The sequence below is a fragment of the Enterobacter soli ATCC BAA-2102 genome (assembly GCF_001654845.1).
Taxonomy (GTDB): Bacteria; Pseudomonadota; Gammaproteobacteria; order Enterobacterales; family Enterobacteriaceae; genus Enterobacter; species Enterobacter soli.
In genome coordinates, this window is record NZ_LXES01000048.1 from 136,641 (window position 1) to 158,297 (window position 21,657).

Below are 21,657 nucleotides of genomic sequence, written 5' to 3' on the forward strand. Positions count from 1 at the left end.
ACTTTTTGGTACATTCAGCTTAAGCAGTAGCATTTTTGTTTTACTCTGATTAACAGTTTCGTGAAGCATCTGCAAAGTACCATGTTTGTTATTATCTTCGGCTATTTAGGAAGTGACAGATGACACAGTTAGGATTTATAAGAATGATTTCGCCAAATAGATTGATAGCCTTTGTTATTATTTGTATTTGTATCTATATGTCCTGGCTTCCAGTGTTTAGTTCCGGTGGAGCCTGGATGACTTTCGATCTCATAGCGCATACCGACCGTGCCATATCTACAGCCAATGAAATAAGAAATGGGCAATTCCTCGCATTCTTTGATTTCTCTTATCCTTTCTTTCCCGGTTACTCATGGAATTTATTCTATCCGCCTTTGGAAAACTTCATTTACAGCGGATTGTATTTTATATCAAATGACTTGAATATCTCGCTAAAGCTATTGACGCTTTTTATAATAACCATTTCATTTATACATTCTTATATTGCTTTTACTTATCTGAACGTAAATAAAGAAAAAGCAATATTGCTCGCCGTTCTCTTCTCATGTTCAATATATCAAATTGACAATATATTTGTTCGGGGTGCCTTACCAGAATCCGTAGCCATTAGCTTTATTCCACTGTTTATTGCAAGTTTGGCCAAAGAAGATAATGGCAAGAAAACAGTATTGATGATGTCTTACGCAGTAGCCGGAATATTGTTATCAAACATTCCATTGTTCTTATGCAGCGGAATCGTCGGCTTTATCTATTTCTTACTAGTACCTAAAAAAATTCTGCTGCTAGTAAAGTCCTTTACCTTTGCAATTCTATTAAGCGCGTTCTTTTTCCTGCCTTTGGCATACTCTATTCACAACCAAGTTTTCCCGATCATGGCAACAAATTGGTTCCAAAATATGAGTGAAAAAAGCATTGGTTTCTACGATTTAATTTCAGGAGAGAAAATTAGCAGCGGCAAATTATCAAATATGGCACTCGGGGTTGGCTGGCCGTTATTTATAATGTTTCTGTATTCACTCAAAGAGACAGTGAACAAGAAAATAATTTATGTCATTGCTACATTGGCCGTGTTAATAACCTGCGCTGCCAATTATTCATTCCTGCCAGAGATCCTGTACTCCATTAACAAAATACAGTATACATGGCGATTAATTCCGTTCTTAATTTTCCTCGTGCTTATTATTATATCTCATAATAGAAAAGTTAAGTCTATTCATTTAGTGGCATCCGTTTTGACAATTAGCCTTATGACTACATGGATGTCGGTGAAAAGTGTTAATAATTTCGACATCACTGAGTCAAATTTCCGAGGTTCAAAGAATACAGTATTTACAGACTATACTTTAGAAAATACGAAAAAGTTAACAGAGTATAAAAAGGAATTAGTATGTATATCATTAACTGATATGAAATACCAGAACATCCCATATTCTACTTCTCGCGGGAAGTATGGCCTACCCTATTTCTCAATTCATACCGACAAAGAAATGAGGTGCAGACTGCCTGTAATGGCCTACACTGCATTATCCATTGAAGGAAATAGAGATGTAGTTGATGGATATTTAACATACAAAACAAAAGTTGGCGACAATCTTATTCAAACTGAATACACGAAGCATTTTCTTTACTCTTTAATTTTGGGCATTTTATTGAGTGTACTTTCAATCATTTTCTTTCTTTTCCTGGTTTTTTATAAAGGAAAAAATAGCAAAAACAACCAAGAGACATAAAGTGAATTTTTAATTATTTATAACAATTTTGAAATTCAGTCGCCGGCGGTTTAAATTGCTGCCGGCAAACCATCATTATGTAGAGATAGAGGATATATCTGACGCAATGAAACGTGTTAACTTCAAATTAAATTTGTAACGCATAGTAAATAATCACACATTCTGTTTAATTCTATTCTTCTTCGAATTCCTTGATTAATTCCCTACCTTTTTGTGACTGCATAAAACCTGAGCCAAAAGCCTGACTAACATGTTTTGTCTTGTTTTTTTTGGTTTTAAATCTGTAAAGAGACATAAAGCACAAAAACATTAAATTTGTACATGTCAATTGTCGATCGTCCTAAAATTGAATGGTAAACTGGAGCTCTTACTCGTTTCTAAGCACCTTGTAGCACTTACAGAAGCAATGGTTACATATGAATAATAAAATACTTTCCATACATCATTTACGCGGAATTGCAGCTCTAATAGTAGTTTTTTTCCACTTTAGGGGATATTTAAATGGTGTCTACGCTCAAAAAGACCTTGGTTCAATGCTGTTCAACTCAGGTTCTTTTGGTGTAGATCTCTTCTTTATGATCAGCGGTTTTATAATCGCACTGTCAACCCGGAATCTTACGTCAAAAGCAATTTTTGCTGTCCGGCGTTTTTTTAGAATCTATCCAGCATTTATAGTCACATTTGTCTTAGGTGCATTAACCGTATACAGATTTGATCCCTCTGAAAATATTTTAAGAGGAATGTTTTTTATTCACAGGGATTATTCTGTTGGTTCCCCTGGTTTTGGTTATAACGTTCTGGGCCCAGCATGGACATTAACATACGAGATTTATTTTTATTCTATTTTTGTTCTTGCAATGTGTTTTACCCATCGATTTAGAACTTTTTTAACTTCAATTCTGCTTCTCAGTCCAATAATAACTTTACAGTTATATTATAACGGCGAGTTATCTTTGGCAGGTACTGCATCTGCGAATATTCCGCTGGATAACCCGACCTTTAGCTTATTACGTTTCATGTCCTCACCGATCCTTGTCGAATTTATAGTGGGCATGATTTTTTATGAATTGTATAGTAGAGTTCAATTTATCATTAAGAGAGAAGTTGCTGTTTTTACATTCTTCGTATGCTGCGGTTTCTTCATAACATATTACTCAAGCGGTAATTTAACAGGCTTTGGCCTTGATAAATCAGGTCTGATTTCAGCTGTGCTATTCTTTGGTTTTTTAACCTATGATAAATTCATCGGTTTTAAAGAGAACAAAACGTTAAACTTCCTTGGAGATATTTCATTCTCCATATATATTTCACATTATGTATTCATTAACATGTTAAATTACTACAAGCCTGATTTTTATATACACACAGTAGGCTGGGGTAGATTTTTTATGATGACTACAATAACTATAACGGCAGGGACAATATTACACTTCTATGTTGAAAAACCATTCATAGCAATTGGTAAGAAAATAGAAAGTTCAATTTCCTCGAGGGCATGTAATAAATTAGAAACAGCATAACAAACAACCATAAAATTATTAAACTCATACCTCTTTTCAGAAAACCCAGCCAAGCGCTGGGTTTCTTATAACCCGATGACGGAATATTGTCAGCCTCTGCACACTCAACCAGTATACCCGAAAAGATTAAAAATGAAATTTATGCGCGATAAGAACCGTCAGAAAATCAATTAACTTATATACGTTAGTTACCATGGATACCCCAAAGAAAATCGACGACTGTTCTGCATCTGCAATTCGAATCACGCCTTTCCTGATCAGCAGTAACCTGCTTCCTATCGCAGTTCACACCTGCAGGCTGACTAAAGTGTCAGTTCTTTTAATAGGGCATGGGGAAAGAGTCATTTATGAACTTACGGCTGTATTTGCATTGCTTACTATATAGTAGTCTAAGTATCATATGGTTGAAGCATATTCTCAGTTACCGGCCATGCAAGTAGTCAGTTATAAAGTTTTATTGAAGGTGACAAGAAGTTGATCAAGGCTGAATTATGCAGCCTTGATTATCTCTATTTTACCAAAATGCCATTAATCTTGTTGTAAGCATAAGGTGTGCATTTTTTCATGGCCATAAGAATAATTAGAGACACGGCGAACGTAGCTACAAGCCTAAGAGAGGAATATTTATTTAATCTATATAGATCAAGAAATAGGCTGATGAAGTAAAGACTAAATAGGTGAATAATGTATATTCCAAGTGAGTAGTTAACACCCCATCCTGAAATTATATTGCTCTTCATGCTGGAGTTTTTACATATACATATCAAAGCAAAAGCCGTGGGTATGCAAGCTAGCGGGAATTGTCTCTCCGAGTGTGTAGCACCAAATTTGGTAAGAAGAATATAATACTCAAAACCCATTAGGAATATGCATAAAAAGAACACAAGCCAGGCAGGTTTATAGGCAAGTATGAATTTTAACTTCCCTGTACCGACACACCAGCTATGTAATCAAGAGCAAAACCAAGCAAATACCTAAATGTAAAGAAGAACCAAAGTTCATAACCAAAAGATATAACAACATCCCCCATCCAGCACATAATAACAATAGTTATGGATATGGTTAGCGACACTTTATGAGATAAATTTTTTCTGGCATACCAAAATAGAATAATTCCTGAGATCAGTGATCCAATGAACCAAAGGTGTCCGAACGCCCCATTATGCAATGTATTTAAAGAAATAAATTTATCAATTAATATCATAATGCTATCTCTTGACTGCATATATAATATTGGAATATAGATAATAGACCCATAGAATAATACTGCTATTAGCTTTGTAACTCTTCTAAGGATAGATTCAGCATCTATTCTTGTGATTGTAAAACCAGACGCCAGAAAGAAAAAAGGTACAGCCTAGCGAGCCATTACCCTCAACGTTTCACCCCATGGGGCAACCAGTTCAGGAAATCTACCAACATGAACAAAAATAATAAAAAAACAAGCCAGAAGCTTTGCCGCATCCAATGCGTTGTTACGCATAATTCTACACCATGAGAGGATTCCTAATTTTGCGGCGCATAGTAAAAATCTTTTTGCTTCAAATCAATTAGCTATCACTAATTTGTGAAGATCATCAACAACGCTGACATATTTTGTCAGTGTAGAGCGCAGCTCATATATTTGGCAGTTAACCATAATCCAGCAAATTACAGTGCAAAGTTAGTATCGGCACATTTCTTATACTCGCGACAAGCCCTGTCTACGCTGTTTTTGTAATTCATGCCGTTACGCTAATTGTATAGATGCCAGCATTGAATAATTAACATTCGATATATTTAAAGCCTAAACTATTAAATCAGGATTATATTTTACCCAAACCCATATGATGCCACTTTTAGCACTACATATAGAAAATGAGGTTCACAATCATTTGCTTCAGTGGTTAGAAATGCTGCGTCCGTTAAAGCAATAGCATCTTCTGCAGCACTATGATTAATACGTGACCTTATAATTTTGTGGGATTTATATCGCTTCAGAAGTACAGGTGAGCACATGAAAGTTGATGAGAAATGGTTCGTATCCTGGGACGCCTAATAAAGGAAGCAATCAATTAACACTGTCGAAATGTGGGTCTGAAATATATACGGTACCTTAGGGGCGTCAGCTGAAAGCGGGCATGATTCGAAGCATAGCCCCCAGAACACGGATTCCCGCTGCATCATCATTATGAGGTCTCTCAATAAAGTTTGACAAAGATGTTCAGCATTGAACGGACAGAGACCTAAAAGACACACCTGGTTACGCAGTCCTTGGTGATGTAAAACTCATTACACGTGTTGCTCACTAGCAGTCAGTGCCCCCAGACCTCATAGTGAAGCAAATGGGCAGCACCGACGCGCAAAGAGTTTATCTTCCGTACTTTTCTTGAAATGCATTAATTGTACAGTATCAGATCACCTAAACCTGCATCCCCATCATATGAGGATGCATTTTTCATAATAGACAAAGATCGTCCAAGAGCGCACCAAATAACAGATGGTTAGAGTCGTCGAAAACACCAGTCGTCTAAGTTCACCTTAGAGCGAGTGATGTTTTATGCCCCACCCATGCCCCATCAAACAATTTCCCTGTCATCACTTGCCCGATTCAGTGTGTGCGTCAGTACACCATGCAACGTCACATCATCCAGGGCATCTCCCTCTATAGGCTCACCATCTTCCGTAATAAGTGCCTGGCCATGCAGTTTTACAAACTGATTTCTGCCATCCATGGTAACCAGCAGCGTGTCGCCAGGGCTCGCTTTTATGGCTACGTTAATAACGGCCCATCCGCATGAAGTTTCAATCACCCGGCAGTTTCCGTCGATACAACACAGAGAATCGATGGTCAGTCGCTGTTCAACATAGTCAGTAGCCGGCGAAACAAAGCCCATCAGAATACCCTCCCCATGTTGCGCAGGATCCAGTAGCGGTTTTCGCTGTCGTCGGTCGTCTTGTCAGCGAAGTCCGGTTGATAACGTTCTATCCACTGGTTTGCATCAGCCATGCTGAAGTGCCAGTTCTTCTCTCTCAGCTTATCGATGAAGGCGTTCGTGCTGAGATAGCGATAGCCCTTTGGGTTTAGCTGAATAGCCTCAACGAATGCAGCCCGTATCTCATACTGCCTTGGCATCATGTACCTCACAATAAATACTGTATATGCATACAGCATTACTTATACGCAGCGATGATCAATATCTTGATAGGTAAAATTTGGTGATCTATATCCATATGATTGATGTTACTAGATAAGTATTGATGACGAACTTTATCAAAACGTCTATCATCATTATCTTATTTTTTGCCAAGTTTGGCTTTTCGGAATGATGATTACAAAATGAGCTACAAAAAATTCAGGCTCGATATCAATGGGCTGCGGGCTTTTGCTGTCCTGAGTGTCGTGCTATATCACTTTGGTGTTCCCTACGTTTCTGGAGGATTCACAGGAGTTGATGTATTTTTCGTAATATCCGGCTTCCTGATGACGGGTATCGTACTTGAGAAAGTTGACCATAAGGGGATCTTCGATTTCTACGTTGCTCGTTTTTTACGCATAGTACCTGCGTTGGTCGCAACCATATTAGCGTTGTTGATATATGGCTATTTCTCGTTAAGCACCAGTGAATTCGAGTTGCTTGCCAGAAATGCAACCGCATCATTGCTGTTCTATTCGAATAACTATTACGCTGCTCATTCAAGTTACTTCGACCCTTCTTCAGACCTCAATTTCTTGTTGCATACGTGGTCATTGTCTGTTGAATGGCAGTTTTATTTGATCTATCCGCTGATTGTTTTAGCCATCAAGAAATGCCGACTTCCAGTATCACTCACCATACTGACACTATTTTGTTTATCTCTTTTGTATGTTGCCTTTGGGTTGTCAGGGACTAAAGAGGATCTTTTCTACCTGCTACCAACCAGAGCCTGGGAAATGTTGGCGGGAGCTTTGGTATATATCATCAGCAGCTGTGGTGCACTTACGACCTTCAAGCACCTGTCTAAGCTCAATATTCTCGGCCTGCTGCTTATTCTGTTTTCACTCTTTACTGCCGAAGGATCGCAGGCGTGGCCGGGCCTGGCAACGTTGATTCCGGTAGCAGGTGCAGTGCTGGTTATCCTTGCGAATAATCAAAACGCGTATCTCATTAAAAACAAAGCTGCCCAGTTTATCGGGACTATTTCCTACTCCTGGTATCTCTGGCATTGGCCCGTTATTGTGGTAATGCGCTACTACAGAGTGGATATGAATGTCATTAGCATCGGCTCAGGTATTGCCTTGTCATTCATTCTGGCCGTCATTTCTTATTACATTATCGAGACGCCATTCCGAAAACGAAGCTGGCTACGTACTGATTTTGTCAGTGCCAGCGTCATCACCATTTGTGCTTTTGTAGTTGTACAGACCCATGGGGCAACGTTCAGGTTCAAAGGTGATATGAACGATGTCATCACCTATCGGTTCAATAATAAAGAGTGGCGACCTGACACTTGCTTTCTGAATCCTCGACAGGATTATTCAGAGTTTTCAAAGTGCGAGGACAAAATGACCTCAGATTCAATTGTTATCTGGGGGGATTCCCACGCTGCGCAACTTATGCCTGGGTTTAGATCAGTATTTAAAAATGAGAATTTAACGCAACGAACATCAAGTCTGTGCGCTCCGTTGTATGGTGCAGAAAATATCCAACGACCTTTCTGTAAAGACATCAATAAAAATATAACAGCCGAATTATTGCGCGTTAAACCTAAACTGGTGGTTTTGGCGGCTTTCTGGTCTCAATATCCGTTTAAAGAGTACCTTACTGATACGTTGGATATGTTAAATGTTGCTGGTATCCGCACAGTTGTGATTGGTCCTTTCCCTTACTGGCGTGATCACGTGCCTAAACTCATTGAGGAAAATGGCTTAAATCCGCAAGGAACACTTCCTGTTTCTCTCTTTTATTCATCCATGAATGTTCTGGATAATGACAAGCTTATTGAAAAAATAGTGAGTTCCTCAGCAAATCCATCCTATATATCTGCTATCGGCATCCTGTGCAGCAAGGCTACATGTAAAGCGACAGTGGGAAAAAATCCAGTCATCCCTATGCAATGGGACAATGCACACCTGACGAGCTCTGGCTCGAAATGGTTTATAAATAAGATGAAAGATGATCTAAATTAAAGAGTGACGAGGCCATCATTTGATGGCCTTTTTTTTAAATGCTGCTTGTATATGTTGCGCCGCTGTAAAGGTGCTTCCACGTTTTAGACTGCACAAGAACACGGCCTGCTCCGCATGATAGTGCCGAGTTTAGGTTGTGAACACTGGCGCCGTCCTGTGATGTGAGCAGATCGATGTTAAGCATTATCCCATGCATACCTGGTGGGCAGGTAACTACACCACCACTATTTAGACCAATGTTGTTGACTGAGTTATCAATATCACCGGACAGTGTCAGCGTTCCCCCGGCAGCAAAAAACATATTGGCGGTTCCGATGTTAATGGCAGCACAGTTTTTAAGATGTACCGTCAGATTGGATCCAGTCGTCTGTGCAATTCTTGCCCCTGCATCAATTGTATAGTTGATGAGGTTCACTATCGGTGTGTTTGCTGGCGCATTCACATGGTTCCATCCTCTGGCACCATTTTTCTGGTAAACATCCGTAATTGAGGCATTCCCTACCGTACAAGCTCCAATCAGCCTTACCAGATTTCCATTTGCTGTGTCGGAAAAATTCACATACATATCCGATATTGATAGCTTTGTTAAAATACCGCGATTAAGAACAACAGCTGCATTCGCATCAGATACTAAATTTACGTTCCCACCTCTTATGGATAACTTATCCACCTGAACCGTCGTTGCATTGTTAAGACCAACCAGAGTCAGTGCATCGCGAGGCGGGTTGATAAAATCAAGATCTCGAATTCGTGTGCCAAAAGTACCTGATATATATACCGTCTGCGCTGTTGTATTAGGGGTATAAATTCTCGCAATTCTTAAGGTATCCATTTCGACACTGTAGGTAGAGCCTGAATTACCGAATCCCCTGTCGTTAATTTCAACTGTTGGGAGCGCTGCCCCTGGGGCAGCAAACACATCCTCTATCGTAAGATGATTTACCTTTGTGTATGTGAGGTTAGTATCTCCCCAAATTCTGACCACAGCACCAGTCGTGTTGCCATATATCCCTGACACTCTGAATCTTACGAAAACTCCGGTGTTATTACCTGTGATTTTTAAAGCGCATAATGCACTTTCACAGAACAACCCTTCTACGTCTACGTTAGAGAAATCACCAGCCTCACTAATATTATATTGAGCATAATCACCGATGGTGAACGCCAGCATATCATCACCAGTTTTTCCCTTTAGGTTCCTGATGTATGAGTGTCTGATAGGTGGCTGGCAATGCAGGCCATCAGATAATGTGTCGAATAACAAACCATCAGCAGTGAAGTTGGAAATTTTGCAAACCAGCCATGCGTACTTATTTGCATTCATGACCTTAATGCCACCGCCAATTTTTAAATTAGTGATGTTCTTTAAGATCGTTGCCATTGAACTCAAACCGCCGGTGGTCTGGTTTGTACCATTGAAATCTATCGTTCCAGCGCCCCAGATCTCAATGCTGTCATCTGCCGTTGTAGCGCTGGTGTTATAGGCAAAGTTCTGGAAAATGTTAACGTTTGACTGATTGGCCAGCCTGATGATCACACCTGGCCCAATATAAAGTCGCGTTCCTGAGCGCAGTACCCATGTCTTGCTTGTAAGATAAATGCCAGGCTTCTCAAAGCGAATTTCGCCGCCAGCTGCAAACATGGCGTCGAGTCCGGAACCTATAGCGGTGGTGGCGCTTGGCTCAACACCGTACATCTGCGGGGTTCTGTACTGTATTGCTGATCCAACTGTATTAGGTGGATAAGTTGTGCCAACAGAAAGGCCCATAAGCCCTGCCCCAGTCAGCGCGGCAAACGCAGCGCGTAATGATGCGTCCCCCACCCCGATCCATGCCCCTGGCCCAATCCCTCCAGTACCCGCCGGTGTCGAGCTCGCAGGAACCACTTTAGGGCCTGATGCGAATGACCCAGTCCACTTGTAGTATTCGCCGTCTGCGGTGTTGAGCAGGACTTCATTCGGGTTATTGATGGTCGCGCCAGTGGTGAACGTTTTCCCGGTAAGGATCACGTAACCGAAGGCGTTCATGGCCTGCTGCGCGAGGTAATTGATGCCCTCGATGGTGTAATGCTTCTCACCAAAGCGATCGGTATAGGTCCAGCCCATAGAGGTTATGAACTCATCAAATTTACCCGCGTTGAACTTGAGGTCGCGTGGTAATTCGCTCGGAACTGCGTCTTGAGTCGGTTGCGTGGTCATATATATTCCATAAAAAAACCCGGCGCAGTGTCCGGGTTGAGATGGTCGGTAGAGGGTCTTACTGGTAGATAGCGTCGCTGTACTCTGCGACCGTCAATGAAACGGTATTGTCTGTATTTGGCTTGATGCTGTTGACCTTCCATAGCTGGCTATCCAGCTCTTCCACTGTCGCAATAAGGTAGCGAGAAGGTAGCTGGACCGTATCGCCATTCCAGATGTTGAGTTGGATGCTGGGTATTGCTGCGGTAAATCCGTACTTCGTATCGCTGCGTGCGGTTGCCGGATAGCGTAACGTCGGGTTACCCAGGCTGTCGGTCACCAGTACATACATAGAACCGGTAAACGTGATCGGCTCGCTGGTATCAAAGTTATTCCCAGAGCGCCCCGTGATGTAACCCTGCTGCTGGTTGCTGTCGTATATGTCAGGCATCTGAATGACGCTTCCAACCTGGATAATGCCGTCCTCGAACACTTTGGCGTTCATTTTCACCCGCGAGTAAATCAGACGCTTCGTTTCGCGCAGCGCGCGCTCGCGTGCCTGGTACTCATTGCGGAAGCCAACGATTTCAAGTTTGTTCGGGTTCTCCGCTTCCTGCTCGACGATGGCGCCGTTCAGCACGCGGTAGTTGATGTAGGTCTTGTTGTTCGTGGTCGGGTGGACATAGGAGACCTGCACGCCGTCGTAACCGCCTGGCAGCGTGGCTTCGTACGTTAATTTGTACTCGTCAGTCTTCATGTTGGCCCGGTTGAATACGGCCGCCGGGTAATCAACTTTCTGATCCCGGGTGAAGGTCAGCACGCCATCGTCCCAGTACGCGACTACGGACGCTGCGTTGCAAATAGCCTGCACCCTGTCGCCGAGCGAGTCATTCTCGTCATCAAACGTGTAATCGAAATATCCCAGGCGGTCGTCAGGCAGGCTCTCTGCGATTGAGTAAAGCCCGTACAGGTCAATGCTACTGACCAGCTGTTCACCCATGATCAGCCAGGTATGCGCTACGGCATCAGCGAATGAACGTGAAGGCCGCAGGGTGTAATCTACTGACTGAGTTGAGAGGTTGTAGCTGATGGTATGGCGTGTGACCAGGGCGTTATATTTTCGGTCACGGCTGCCCAGGGCATTCTCTGTTGCCCTCACCTTCACGCGCACCAGCGTGTCCGTCGGGTGAACAACGTTAGTACGGATGTTTACCGCGTGGATCTCCTCCAGTTTGAGGATTGATGAATCACCGGAGTTATCCGTGCGTTGCAGGTTGATGGCGTACTTCCCGAAACCACCAATCGGGGTGATTTTATCCGTGCGGTAGAACGTCTCACTATCCTGCTTATGCCACGTTGTCTGCTGGAATGTCAGTGTTTGCTGCGTGCCAGGCACCATGTTGTAGTCGTCGTCGATTTTCCACAGCACTACTTTCCAGTTTGTCTGCTTTTTCGGGCCAAGACTGCTCTGGGTGTGGATCCACAACTGAGTCGATTCTACCGGGGAGAAGAACGGGCCAACGACAAGCGCCTCGTTGTCGTTCAATACAAACTTAGTCGTGTTGATGGTGGCGTTCGCCGGGATATCTGGCGGACCATCAAGATCCCCCATGGTGAACGTGTACCAGCGTACCGGGTTGATGACCGCGCCATCGTTAGTCTCAACCGCTGATACTAGCGTCCCGGAGAACGTAGCATCTGTGGTTACAGAACCAGATGCAGTGGCGTAGGTGACGTTGATATCAAAGGTCACGGCATGAGGTAACACCAGACCCATGAAGTAATCGAAGGATGCCTGCTTCACGATTTTCATCGCTATCTGGCCGCCAGAATATGTGCCAGAAACCACAGTGGTTGCAGTTGCAGTCTCTACCGGGAAAGAATCCCCCTGGTTCGCCCCTGGCACTTCCTGCCCGTCAACATCATCGAAGCTGTAACCCTCGTTAATCGTCGGAATGACCTCGCCAGGCTGAATGAACTGATATTCAGCCCCTGCCATGCTCCCCAGGCTCGATTCAGAGTAGCGGACAGACTCGTAATCGTATTTGCCGATCCCGATGCACATCCACTCTGTGACATACTTTTTGCCACCGTCTTTGGGGCCTGTGCTGATGTACTCGAAAAGCGATTCCTGGATCAGATCAGGGAACGACCGCACCTGCCCGTAGATGTCCGGTTTGGCTTTATAGACGCGGGCGGTGTTTGTCTGTCCGGTCAGGCTATTGTTTGGCGAATCGACTGTGTTACCGCCTGTATTGGCGATCGCCGGCTTAGGCGCGAGAAACGAAAAGACAGTACCAACTACCTTAAAAATCGGGCTCAGGATATCGCTGACGATGCCTTTGGGCTGGTCGAAAATCTGGACAGTGTCCAGTTCGCTCAGCTCAAACGCCAGCTCATCGTCATCGGTAAGCTTCACGCCATTACGGATGATCAGCAGGTCGCGATGGAAGTTTGCGTCATTGGCTGCCAGCCAGTCATAAAAAAGGGTGCCGTTTGGCACCCTGCAACGCATCTTTGGCGTTCCTGGAAAATTCGAAATCTCAACCAGCGCCATATTCGAAATACTCCACTTTGGTGAATGCCCGTTGAATGACCAGTAGCGAGTCCATGCGCACGCTCCCGCTCTCACCGCGCGAATGCAACGCCTGGCGGTTAAGTACCAGGCCTACGTGTGCCGGTTGCACTCCTCGATACCCGACGAAGATCCCGCCTTCGACCGGCTTTTCAACCTGGCGCCAGAAAACGACGTCGCCCTGATAGCAGGTGAAGAAGTCTTCCCCGGCTTCGTAGTCCGGTGTCTGGTGCAGTTCGATGCCGAGAACGTGGCGGTAATACAGCACTACTAATCCCCAACAGTCGACCTTATCGAATGAGCAGGCCCGGTTAGCCCACGGCACGCCTATTACCTTCCTGAGGAAATCAGAGGTACTGCAAACCGGTATATTCGACTGGGTCATAAAGGCGGCTTATGTTGTTGTTCAGAGGGTTGGTGACGGACAGCGTAACCGATGCGGAGTCGGCGTCGATATCCACCGTTTTAACGTACAACTGCCATGATTTAATCGGCACCGAAACGTCACCGCTGTCGAAGAACTGCCGCGAGGCCGTGATGGACGTTAGCCTTGCAGCCCCCTTCCACTGCTTCATCAGCGCTTTGATATCCGACGACAACCGCCCTAACTTCACCGTCGCGTCGATCACCGGCGTACCGCTCTGCTGGCTCTCTTCGATTTCAAAGCGCGCTGGCGTGTAGGCCTGGCCGCCGAGCGTCTTCGGGAAGAACTGCTTGTCGACCATGCGGACGTAACCAAAGGATGGATGGTAGAACGTGATGGTGTCGTACAGCCCGCGCGTCGGCCGCTGCTGCTTATACTCCCTGAAGCTCGGCATTACGGCACCCTCGGCAGTGATTCCGGATCGCGTCCGTCCGGATAGCCAGTGACAACGATATCCAGCCAGGAATCCCACGGCGGCGGCAGTTCAACAATGATGTCGTCGAATTCGTCGTCGGCGTTGTAGAGGTGGTTCGCAATAACGGTCCCCGTCCAGGTCACCACACCGCCGTCGATACTGGTTTGCACCGGCATCTGCGTGAAGTGAAGCTCCTGCAGCTGCAGGCCACTGCCGCCCAGATTGATATTCATCCGGAACCAGTTCAGGCCCCGGTTGAGATAGTTCGGGCTGCGCAGCCACTGCTGAAAAGCGCGCTCCTGCGCCAGGGTGAATATCCACGTCAGCGACCAGGCCACTTTCAGGTCGTCGGTTTGATTCTCGAAGATAGCCGGGCCGACCGCCGGTTGGTCAGTCTGGAACCCGGTATCGAGCGTCATGTTTTTGCTGGCTTTCTGCGCCAGCGGCAGCCAGTCGGGATAGTCGATAATTGGCATCAGCCCTGCCCCCTTGGCGTGCGTTTAACGTTCATGTTGCTGGTAATGGCGTTACTGATTGGACCGCCGTTGTTCAGGTCTGCAACGACGACATCAACGGTAAGCCCGCCGTTTGCATCTGTACCGGCCTGAGCATCGACAGAGGATGACGTGTAGTTCTGGATGTTGATTACCACCCCGCCGCCACCTCCTGCAGTCATGTCCTTGTTGCTGATCACCTTGCCATTATCACCAGGTATCATGTACTGCTTCCCGGTGCTGGCCTGGTAGATTTCTGGCATCCCGCCTTCGCCAACCTGATACATTCCACCAGCAGAAACAGGCCCACCATTTTTACGCTTACCGAGCAGGTTCGCACCAATAACGCCCGCTACCGCGCCGAGACCGATAGCCGCCGCCGTACCCATTGAGGCAATGGAGGACAGGATAGCCGCCGGAGTCCACGCCGCAGCGGTTGTCGCTGCCGCTGCTGTGCTGGTAGCCGTCTGCGTGGCCACTGCTGCCGTCTGTACTGCCGTCACCGTGCCGATAGCAGCCGTTTGTGCCGCCTGTCCTGTTATTGCGGACTTAACCCACTCGATACCCATCTGGACGAACGAGTTAACTACGCTGTTTAGCACCGTCATGCCGATACTGCGCATTGCGTCGCTGGCAGACATGCTGCCTGTGATGATTCCTGTCAGCGCGTTACTGGCAACCGAACCGAGTGAGTCGAAAGCCGCCGCTGCTGCCTGAGTGGCCGCGTTCTGTTGCGCCCACTCTTCCCACATCGCCGCATTACGTTGATCCCGGTATTGCTGTTCGATAGCAGCGCGCGCAGCCTCAGCCTCTCCGATCTTCTGCGGGTAAAGTTGGGCGTATTGTTGGATATCCGCGATGTCTTTCTGATACTGGCTATCCAGTCCGGCAGTTTTGCTGGTTTTACCCTGGATAGTGCTGAACTTATTGGCAGCATCAGTACGTTCCTTTTCTGCCTTGGCCTGGGCGCGCAATGCGTTGGCGTTATCCCAGGCTTTAGCCGCGTATTGCCCGGCCAGAATGACCTGTTCCTGTGTCGCATCATTACCGAGAGACTGCTGTGCATTAAGCACGGCCTGAGCTCGCGATAACTCACCAACACTGCCAGCTGACAACTCGGCCTTCTTCCTCAGCTCGTCCAGTTTTTGGTTAACCGTCTCCTGCGCTTTAGCGTACTGCTCAGCTTCTTTCTGAGCTGCAGACTTTCCGCCTTTCGCTTTGCTTCCGGCATCTGAGCCGGACGTTTTAATCTCGATCGGCTTTGTGTTAGCCGCGGTCTGTGATGCCTTGGAAACAGCAGCCAGATCGCCAACCAGCATGGCGGCTTTATTGCTCAGCCCAGCCAGGGCTTTGTTTTGCGCCTCCCAGCCATCAAGCCCAAGCCAAGACCAGGTGCGAGCCCGGCGGGTAAACATTTCAGCGGTGCTGTTCAAATCAGAGATTTGAGCGTCTGCCGATGCCGCTTTTCCCACCAGCCTGTCCAGTGCAGCGGTCATAGAGTCGATAACCGCAACCAGGCCTGTGCTTGCACCTGTTGCCTGGTTAACAGAGTCAATCATCGACAGAAATGAGTTTGTAAGCGCTGTATTGGCCTGGGAAAGCGTACGAGGGAGTTTCTCAAACTCAGCGTTTACAGATCCGGTCTGTTTCTGAATGGCGTTGAGGGCATCTTCCGCCGTCAATTTCCCGTCGAGCATCAGCTGTCGCAGCTCACCGATGCTTACACCCATCCCGGCGGCGATCTGCCGCGCCAGTTCAGGCATCTGCTCGAGGATGGAGTTGAACTCCTCCGCCCGGACAGTGCCTGAGGAAATTGACTGGCCGAACTGACGGAGCGCATTCGCCATTTCCTCGGATGAGGATCCACCAATACGCCCGATTTTCTGAAGTGTTTCGGTGAGCTGAATGATCTGGCCGTTCGTCGCGCCGGTATCGCGCAACGCTGTGCTGAGGGTTTCCCACAGCTTCGCGGTGTCCTGCAGTGAGCCGCCCATTGCCGAGCTTATGCGCATTAAGGCCTGCATTGTCTGCGATGCCGCTGCAGCGCTCCCTGTCAGACGCTCAATGCGCGCGTTGAGCTGGCTCATGTTGTCAGCAGCAACGAGAAACGCCTTGCCCCAGTCGACAACGAGTGACGCCGCAATAGCGCCAGCCACGCGGTTGATATTAGTCTGCAGCTCATCCATCTTTTTGGCTGCGTTAGTGGCAGAGTTGCCGATTGAGTCGAGTGACTTATTGGCCTTTCCCTGCGCCTTCAGCAAGCCAGAAACATCGGCCTCGATGTCGTAATAGATCTCGCCTGCTTTCTCAGACATCAGTTTTCTCCGGGCATAAAAAAACCCACCGAGTGGTGGGTTAGTTATTCGTGTCGTTTATTGGCATCGGTCTATGTATGCCTGAGGCGGCGGCGTATCTTTCGAGCTGAGGAAGTGTTCGCCAAGCGTGTAATCGACACCTTTTGAGAACATCCCTTTCGATTTCATGTTCAGCTCAACGAAGAAAGGATGAAATCCAGCATACGCCCCAAAACCGTTCTTGCCGTTGATCTCCCCGCAAACTACAGCAATGACACGGCCGTCTTCGGCATCAGTCATTTTTGCTACCTTCACGTTGCGGAACTGCGCACTACCTGGATCAAGAAGGTTGGCAGAAACTTCAGATTGAGCCAGAGCAATTGCCTTTTCCTCGCCCGGCTTGCAGCCAGCCAGAACCAGTGGTATCGCCAAAGCCAAAAGTATTTTCTTCACTCTTATCCCCTGAGTTTTATTGTCGAGCCATCATACGCCGGGTCAGGCTGGGCTGGTACATCCATTATTAACTTAGGCCGCTTTCTTTGCTGATTTTTCGCGCTCAATCATTTCCTGCCAGCGCCGATCATCATCGTCCATAACAGCGTCGTATTCTTCTCTGGTGAACCCTTTCTGATCCGGATATTTGGCGTTAAGCATCATGGCAAATTCGGTCATGGTAAGCTCCATCGCCTCTTCTTTGCTGATACCGAAGTGATTGCGTGCCGCCATGATGTATTCAGTCGCATGGAATTCTGGAGTCGTCTCCTTTCCTTCATGCTTCTGAAGTTTTCGAACCCTGGCCCGGCCGATAATGCCATGCATAATGAGAGACTGGGCTATAAGGATCAGGTTTTCTGGCGGGAGTGCGCCGCGGTGCCATACGAATGTGCGCCGGCCTGTGCGAGAGAGTTCACTCCAGCCTGTTAACTCGGAAACATCCTCATCGCAGCAGGACTGAATGACGTTTATCGCTGAGAGAAGCGCCTCACGCACAAACGCGGCAGAGCCTGCAGCATCAAGCGCCCAGCGCGGAAGCGAAACATCACCGAAATAGTGGGCGTAGAATTTACGCTGATGTTCCGGTAAAGCGCAGTGAATTTCTCGCGCCGCCTCAAGCATCTTCGCCACGTCGTCATTAAACAGCGCATAGAAAGTGCGGACGATATGCTCTGGCTCGCCGATCCGCGTCATGTTACGGAATGATGGCCGGAAGAAGTATTCCCGCTCGCCAGCACCAATCAGGCACTCGCCAATCTCTTTCAAGGGTGTCATATCGTTCTCCATAACCAGTATCAAGGGCAGCACGCCGCCCTTTGTAGTGATTACGGCGCGGCTGTCACGGTAACAGCACAGGTGTCGGTGAAATCACCGTCAGCAGTGGTAGCCGTAATAGTCGCGGTTCCTGCGGCGACGGCCGTTACCAGGCCGGTTGAACTGACGGTGGCAATAGATGGCGCCGAAGTCGTCCACGTGATCGCCTTGTTAGTCGCATCGGTTGGCTGAACTGCGCCGCTAAGTTGCTGGGTTGCGCCAACGACCAGAGATGCAGTTGCAGGGGTAACATCAACGCCAGTGGCCGCGATGGAGTCAGCGACTTCAAATACAACGGTGTCAGCGTCGTAGACCTTCCACTCTCCAGAGAAGGTGGAAATATCGTTGGTACCAAAATCACCAGACCATGAGGTGGTGTTCATGTAGCCCTGGATATAAGTGCCCGCGTTCTCACCCGCAAAGTCGAAACGCACCCACAGGTTAGGCTGACGGCCTGCCTGGACTTCATCAAAGATGTACTTCGACAGACGCCACGCGCCGATCTCGTTATCTTTGTCAGACTTACGAAACTCCCCTTCACCGGAGATCGTCAGATCCATGTTGTTGACCAGGTTCTCCACCAGCCCTTTAGCATCATCTGCCTCGGAGTTGATGGTGTTCATCGAATAGTCGATGCCCTTGGTCGTCATAGCGCCGAGACGCTTCCACTCAGAAAGCGCTGGCACTGCGTCGGGGCAGCCAAAGGCCATGCGTAGCACAGCTACTTTCCCGATCAGCTTGCCAAAATCATTAGCACAGCCTTGCATGTGTACCTCTCAAATAAAAAAGGCCGCCGAATGGCAGCCTGATGGGTTGGTGATGGGGGTTATTCGCCGTAAACGCACATGAACTGGAGTCTGAAGACCAGGCGGCCCTCTTCGGTCAGGATAGGAGCAGGCATGTTGCCGAGGTTTTGAATCAGGCCAAGGCACTCATCAGTAATGTCGTTCAGTTCGACATGATTGATGATTTCCTGAGCTTTATCTGCGGCAGCGCGGCGCTTGTCCTTGGCGGAGATGACATCCACCAGCACGTAGTGGTCAGATCCGAGGTCATTTCTGATGTCGGTACCGCCGTTAGGCCGGAACACGATGAATGCGTCGGTTAACTTCTTTGTATCTTCCCACGCCAGCAACTGAACGATGAAGCCAGTGGTAAGCCCGGCATCAACGAAGTAGTTACGCACGCGCTCATACATGGCTGGCGTCATACTGAAAGCTCCTTGCGCATTACGGCATCAATCTGGCGGCGGGTGTCTTCAAAGCCTTTGGTGAGGAACTCTTTCTGCGCGGTGGCGCGGCGGAAGGTTTGAGGAACGTTCGGATCGTGAACGAAAACAGCGTAGTTAGCCGTATATCCCACACGACCAGTCAGACGAACGCCGTTATTTATCAACTCCCGATACTGGCTATTCAACAGTGTTGAGGTGTCGATCGGCGTATAAAGCGCGGCCTGCGAGCTGCCAATTATCATTGCTGACTGAAGCGCCCGGACAACCTTGCGCCCTTTCACGTCGTTAATGATGCGGTTGAGTCCGGCTTTCGACTGCCTAACGCCACGCACTTTGATGCCCATGGCTTTCTCCAGGCAATAAAAAACCCCGCCTGAGCGAGGTCTGGTGTCATTTAAAAGGTGAATCAAAAAGGGAGCATTGCGCGAATTTCAGTGTACCAATGGTTAACCACGGGGATGTCCTCTAGTAGCCAGAAACCTAAAACAATCATCGCCATGCCCATTACCATGTGAAAGATAATGCTGAACCAGAACTCAATAGGCTTTTCATCCACGTGAATGTACTCTTTTCGGAGCGTTCCTTTGAATGTTTTGGTATAAACACCCCTACGACAGTAGACAAACGATTGGACAAGGGCGATTGGACCAACCAAAAATATCGCGCAAACCGTGAACCAATATTGAAATCCCATTACCTTTCAATCCACATAATTTTTTACCCTATTATTGCACAGGTTTATCAGATTCCAGTAAGGATGGCGTAATCATCCGCCACTCGCTCGAACGTGTCGCCGTAGCGGATAACCTGACGCACCTCATCGGCACCGGCCACAACCGGATCTGGCTCTGTCGACGAGCCAATCAGCAGGTAATCACCAGTGGCCGCCAGCGCGAACTCCGTCCAGACGGTGTTCTTCACGACGATTTCTGCACCCAGGCTGGCTAACTTCTTGCTGAGGCCGCCCTCGTAATCGCAGAGGATTTGCTCAGGTTCGGTATATCCCAGCGGATCGCCAGTTTCATCCTTACCAAGGCTGCGCCAGATGGTCGCCGTGGCGGTACATGACCAGTTCGCTACGCTAGACATCGCTCACTCCTCTAAGCTCTGGTAGCGGCACCGTCATGCCTGCCATGCTATGCGTACAGTCATTCAGATATTGAATCTTCCCGTCCGTCACAAATGAATGGCAGGTAAACGGCTTATCTTTCGTGGCGTCGTTAAACTCCTCGGGTTCATCGCTTGGCATGAATCCAGTCACTAAAACGCTGGGGGTAAGCGTTGGTTTATCCACGCTTCCATTCCATCCCCATCGCGGACCATCGCCATTGCCAACCTGCACCACATGGCGACTACCGCACCCTGGGCACATGAACGACAAACGGTTATCGCTCGCCTTCTTCACTCGCTCTGTCATTCTTTCCACCTCAGCACCTTCGCGCCAGTCGCCCGGATGCGCGGGCAATTGATGAACCACTCGCCGTCCGTTTTCACGTAGCCGGTAGTCTCCCGCCCGGTGTCGGTCATCACCCAGACTCGTTCCAGTGGTTTAGGCAAGCCATCTGTCACTGATTTGTACGTCATTGCTCAGCACCCACGACGGTGAAGCCAGTAAGCTGGTTAGCATCGTCATACACAGCAGCTGCGCGGCCAGTTCCTGGTTTAGCCATGGCATTCACGAACCCGACCACACCCATGGTGATGATGCCATCGCGAGACTGAGAGTAGACAAATGGGATGTCACTACCGAGAAATGCGTCGTTGCAGACCACCCGGTGATTGACCAGGTCAGCCGCCGCCGCAGGGTCTATCGCGAATAACTGGTTCAGTAGCTCGGCAATTTGTTTTGCTTCAAGCATCAGCAACCTCCTACCACCATGAATAGGCCCACACTGTTACCTACGCTAATCGGCAACTCACTGGTGCACCCGCTGGTATCAAGCCGGGCCAACGAGTCGCGCAGCCAGGTGATGCTGTCAGCATCGTAATCGAACGAACGGGACGCGCCGGACGGCGCACCCTGCGATTTGATTCGGCGAGCCCCGGACGACGTGGCCATCAACGCTGCGGCGTACATCATGATCAGCTTTGCGGTGCAGTCGTCATACCCCGCGCCATCGAGGCACGGAATAATCTTGTTTACCGCGCAGAGGATCGGATCCAGCAACGCGCCCGGGATGGAATATCCCAATTCACCGAGATACTGTTGCACATCTGCCGCTGTGATTGGGTCAGCCATGGTTATTTCGCCTTTTTCGATTTAGCGGAGGTGTCTGCCTGCTCTGCCTGCTCTGCCTGCTCTGCCTGCTCTGCCTGCTCTGCCTGCTCTGCCTGCTCTGCC

Annotated in this window: 20 protein-coding genes and 1 pseudogene; 3 read left to right on the forward strand and 18 right to left on the reverse strand. The window is 47.7% G+C overall.

The features are described from left to right. Window positions 1–119: 119 nt before the first annotated feature. Window positions 120–1,730, forward strand: a complete 1,611-nt coding sequence (locus M987_RS19455; protein ID WP_014070774.1) for a glycosyltransferase family protein — start codon at window positions 120–122, stop codon at window positions 1,728–1,730. Between the two features lie 416 nt (window positions 1,731–2,146). Beyond that, complete coding sequence (locus tag M987_RS19460; RefSeq protein WP_014070775.1) at window positions 2,147–3,250, forward strand: acyltransferase family protein; 1,104 nt, start codon at window positions 2,147–2,149, stop codon at window positions 3,248–3,250. Between the two features lie 916 nt (window positions 3,251–4,166). Here M987_RS19460 and M987_RS25330 read toward each other — a convergent pair. The 3 genes and pseudogenes from M987_RS25330 to M987_RS19470 all read right to left on the reverse strand — a co-directional run. Then, window positions 4,167–4,595, reverse strand: a pseudogene (locus M987_RS25330) (hypothetical protein); the annotation flags it as partial. Window positions 4,596–5,808: 1,213 nt separating this feature from the next. Beyond that, complete coding sequence (locus M987_RS19465) at window positions 5,809–6,126, reverse strand: S24/S26 family peptidase (RefSeq protein WP_014070777.1); 318 nt, start codon at window positions 6,124–6,126, stop codon at window positions 5,809–5,811. Continuing rightward, window positions 6,126–6,365 (reverse strand): hypothetical protein, encoded by a 240-nt coding sequence (locus M987_RS19470; protein WP_014070778.1) that lies wholly within the window; start codon window positions 6,363–6,365, stop codon window positions 6,126–6,128. The genes M987_RS19465 and M987_RS19470 overlap by 1 nt, the downstream gene beginning before the upstream one ends. Window positions 6,366–6,569: 204 nt before the next feature. Here M987_RS19470 and M987_RS19475 point away from each other — a divergent pair, with 204 nt between their 5' ends. Then, the gene (locus M987_RS19475) at window positions 6,570–8,399 is read left to right on the forward strand and encodes an acyltransferase family protein (protein ID WP_014070779.1); all 1,830 of its coding nucleotides are present in this window, start codon (window positions 6,570–6,572) and stop codon (window positions 8,397–8,399) included. Between the two features lie 34 nt (window positions 8,400–8,433). Here the strand turns inward: M987_RS19475 and M987_RS19480 are convergent, their stop codons facing one another. The 15 genes from M987_RS19480 to M987_RS19560 form a co-directional block, all read right to left on the reverse strand. Next, the gene (locus tag M987_RS19480) at window positions 8,434–10,596 is read right to left on the reverse strand and encodes a tail fiber/spike domain-containing protein (RefSeq protein ID WP_014070780.1); all 2,163 of its coding nucleotides are present in this window, start codon (window positions 10,594–10,596) and stop codon (window positions 8,434–8,436) included. Window positions 10,597–10,654: 58 nt separating this feature from the next. Beyond that, complete coding sequence (locus M987_RS19485) at window positions 10,655–13,132, reverse strand: host specificity factor TipJ family phage tail protein (RefSeq protein ID WP_014070781.1); 2,478 nt, start codon at window positions 13,130–13,132, stop codon at window positions 10,655–10,657. Beyond that, on the reverse strand, window positions 13,119–13,535 hold the full coding sequence (locus M987_RS19490; protein WP_014070782.1) for an NlpC/P60 family protein: 417 nt from the start codon (window positions 13,533–13,535) through the stop codon (window positions 13,119–13,121). Before M987_RS19490 ends, M987_RS19485 begins: the two co-directional genes overlap by 14 nt. Next, on the reverse strand, window positions 13,498–13,968 hold the full coding sequence (locus tag M987_RS19495; protein ID WP_014070783.1) for a hypothetical protein: 471 nt from the start codon (window positions 13,966–13,968) through the stop codon (window positions 13,498–13,500). The genes M987_RS19490 and M987_RS19495 overlap by 38 nt, the downstream gene beginning before the upstream one ends. Beyond that, window positions 13,968–14,465 (reverse strand): hypothetical protein, encoded by a 498-nt coding sequence (locus M987_RS19500; protein WP_014070784.1) that lies wholly within the window; start codon window positions 14,463–14,465, stop codon window positions 13,968–13,970. The genes M987_RS19495 and M987_RS19500 overlap by 1 nt, the downstream gene beginning before the upstream one ends. Further along, window positions 14,465–16,798, reverse strand: a complete 2,334-nt coding sequence (locus tag M987_RS19505) for a tape measure protein (protein WP_014070785.1) — start codon at window positions 16,796–16,798, stop codon at window positions 14,465–14,467. The genes M987_RS19500 and M987_RS19505 overlap by 1 nt, the downstream gene beginning before the upstream one ends. A 57-nt stretch (window positions 16,799–16,855) precedes the next feature. Beyond that, window positions 16,856–17,230 carry a hypothetical protein gene (locus M987_RS19510; RefSeq protein WP_014070786.1) on the reverse strand — a complete coding sequence of 125 codons (375 nt, stop codon included), beginning with the start codon at window positions 17,228–17,230 and terminating at the stop codon, window positions 16,856–16,858. A gap of 72 nt (window positions 17,231–17,302) precedes the next feature. Then, entirely contained in the window at window positions 17,303–18,046 is a 744-nt protein-coding gene (locus tag M987_RS19515) for a DUF6246 family protein (protein ID WP_014070787.1), read from the reverse strand. A 50-nt stretch (window positions 18,047–18,096) separates the two neighbouring features. Then, entirely contained in the window at window positions 18,097–18,852 is a 756-nt protein-coding gene (locus tag M987_RS19520; RefSeq protein WP_014070788.1) for an Ig-like domain-containing protein, read from the reverse strand. Window positions 18,853–18,911: 59 nt separating this feature from the next. Beyond that, on the reverse strand, window positions 18,912–19,295 hold the full coding sequence (locus M987_RS19525) for a phage tail termination protein (protein ID WP_014070789.1): 384 nt from the start codon (window positions 19,293–19,295) through the stop codon (window positions 18,912–18,914). Next, window positions 19,292–19,660, reverse strand: coding sequence for a hypothetical protein (locus M987_RS19530; protein WP_014070790.1), 369 nt, complete (start codon window positions 19,658–19,660; stop codon window positions 19,292–19,294). Before M987_RS19530 ends, M987_RS19525 begins: the two co-directional genes overlap by 4 nt. A gap of 397 nt (window positions 19,661–20,057) precedes the next feature. After that, entirely contained in the window at window positions 20,058–20,405 is a 348-nt protein-coding gene (locus M987_RS19540; RefSeq protein ID WP_014070792.1) for a hypothetical protein, read from the reverse strand. Continuing rightward, entirely contained in the window at window positions 20,398–20,793 is a 396-nt protein-coding gene (locus M987_RS19545; protein WP_245551551.1) for a ubiquitination-like system serine protease family protein, read from the reverse strand. Before M987_RS19545 ends, M987_RS19540 begins: the two co-directional genes overlap by 8 nt. Window positions 20,794–20,896: 103 nt before the next feature. Then, window positions 20,897–21,175, reverse strand: a complete 279-nt coding sequence (locus M987_RS19555; RefSeq protein WP_014070795.1) for a hypothetical protein — start codon at window positions 21,173–21,175, stop codon at window positions 20,897–20,899. Continuing rightward, entirely contained in the window at window positions 21,175–21,555 is a 381-nt protein-coding gene (locus M987_RS19560) for a DUF7370 family protein (protein WP_014070796.1), read from the reverse strand. The genes M987_RS19555 and M987_RS19560 overlap by 1 nt, the downstream gene beginning before the upstream one ends. Window positions 21,556–21,657 lie beyond the last annotated feature (102 nt).

What these genes read in the sequence shown, in the direction of transcription:
- M987_RS19455 (WP_014070774.1), top strand. Translation starts at nt 120, where the DNA reads ATGACACAGTTAGGATTTATAAGAATGATTTCGCCAAATAGATTGATA.
- M987_RS19460 (WP_014070775.1), top strand. Translation starts at nt 2,147, where the DNA reads ATGAATAATAAAATACTTTCCATACATCATTTACGCGGAATTGCAGCT.
- M987_RS19465 (WP_014070777.1), bottom strand. Translation starts at nt 6,126, where the DNA reads ATGGGCTTTGTTTCGCCGGCTACTGACTATGTTGAACAGCGACTGACC.
- M987_RS19470 (WP_014070778.1), bottom strand. Translation starts at nt 6,365, where the DNA reads ATGCCAAGGCAGTATGAGATACGGGCTGCATTCGTTGAGGCTATTCAG.
- M987_RS19475 (WP_014070779.1), top strand. Translation starts at nt 6,570, where the DNA reads ATGAGCTACAAAAAATTCAGGCTCGATATCAATGGGCTGCGGGCTTTT.
- M987_RS19480 (WP_014070780.1), bottom strand. Translation starts at nt 10,596, where the DNA reads ATGACCACGCAACCGACTCAAGACGCAGTTCCGAGCGAATTACCACGC.
- M987_RS19485 (WP_014070781.1), bottom strand. Translation starts at nt 13,132, where the DNA reads ATGGCGCTGGTTGAGATTTCGAATTTTCCAGGAACGCCAAAGATGCGT.
- M987_RS19490 (WP_014070782.1), bottom strand. Translation starts at nt 13,535, where the DNA reads ATGACCCAGTCGAATATACCGGTTTGCAGTACCTCTGATTTCCTCAGG.
- M987_RS19495 (WP_014070783.1), bottom strand. Translation starts at nt 13,968, where the DNA reads ATGCCGAGCTTCAGGGAGTATAAGCAGCAGCGGCCGACGCGCGGGCTG.
- M987_RS19500 (WP_014070784.1), bottom strand. Translation starts at nt 14,465, where the DNA reads ATGCCAATTATCGACTATCCCGACTGGCTGCCGCTGGCGCAGAAAGCC.
- M987_RS19505 (WP_014070785.1), bottom strand. Translation starts at nt 16,798, where the DNA reads ATGTCTGAGAAAGCAGGCGAGATCTATTACGACATCGAGGCCGATGTT.
- M987_RS19515 (WP_014070787.1), bottom strand. Translation starts at nt 18,046, where the DNA reads ATGACACCCTTGAAAGAGATTGGCGAGTGCCTGATTGGTGCTGGCGAG.
- M987_RS19520 (WP_014070788.1), bottom strand. Translation starts at nt 18,852, where the DNA reads ATGCAAGGCTGTGCTAATGATTTTGGCAAGCTGATCGGGAAAGTAGCT.
- M987_RS19525 (WP_014070789.1), bottom strand. Translation starts at nt 19,295, where the DNA reads ATGACGCCAGCCATGTATGAGCGCGTGCGTAACTACTTCGTTGATGCC.
- M987_RS19530 (WP_014070790.1), bottom strand. Translation starts at nt 19,660, where the DNA reads ATGGGCATCAAAGTGCGTGGCGTTAGGCAGTCGAAAGCCGGACTCAAC.
- M987_RS19540 (WP_014070792.1), bottom strand. Translation starts at nt 20,405, where the DNA reads ATGTCTAGCGTAGCGAACTGGTCATGTACCGCCACGGCGACCATCTGG.
- M987_RS19555 (WP_014070795.1), bottom strand. Translation starts at nt 21,175, where the DNA reads ATGCTTGAAGCAAAACAAATTGCCGAGCTACTGAACCAGTTATTCGCG.
- M987_RS19560 (WP_014070796.1), bottom strand. Translation starts at nt 21,555, where the DNA reads ATGGCTGACCCAATCACAGCGGCAGATGTGCAACAGTATCTCGGTGAA.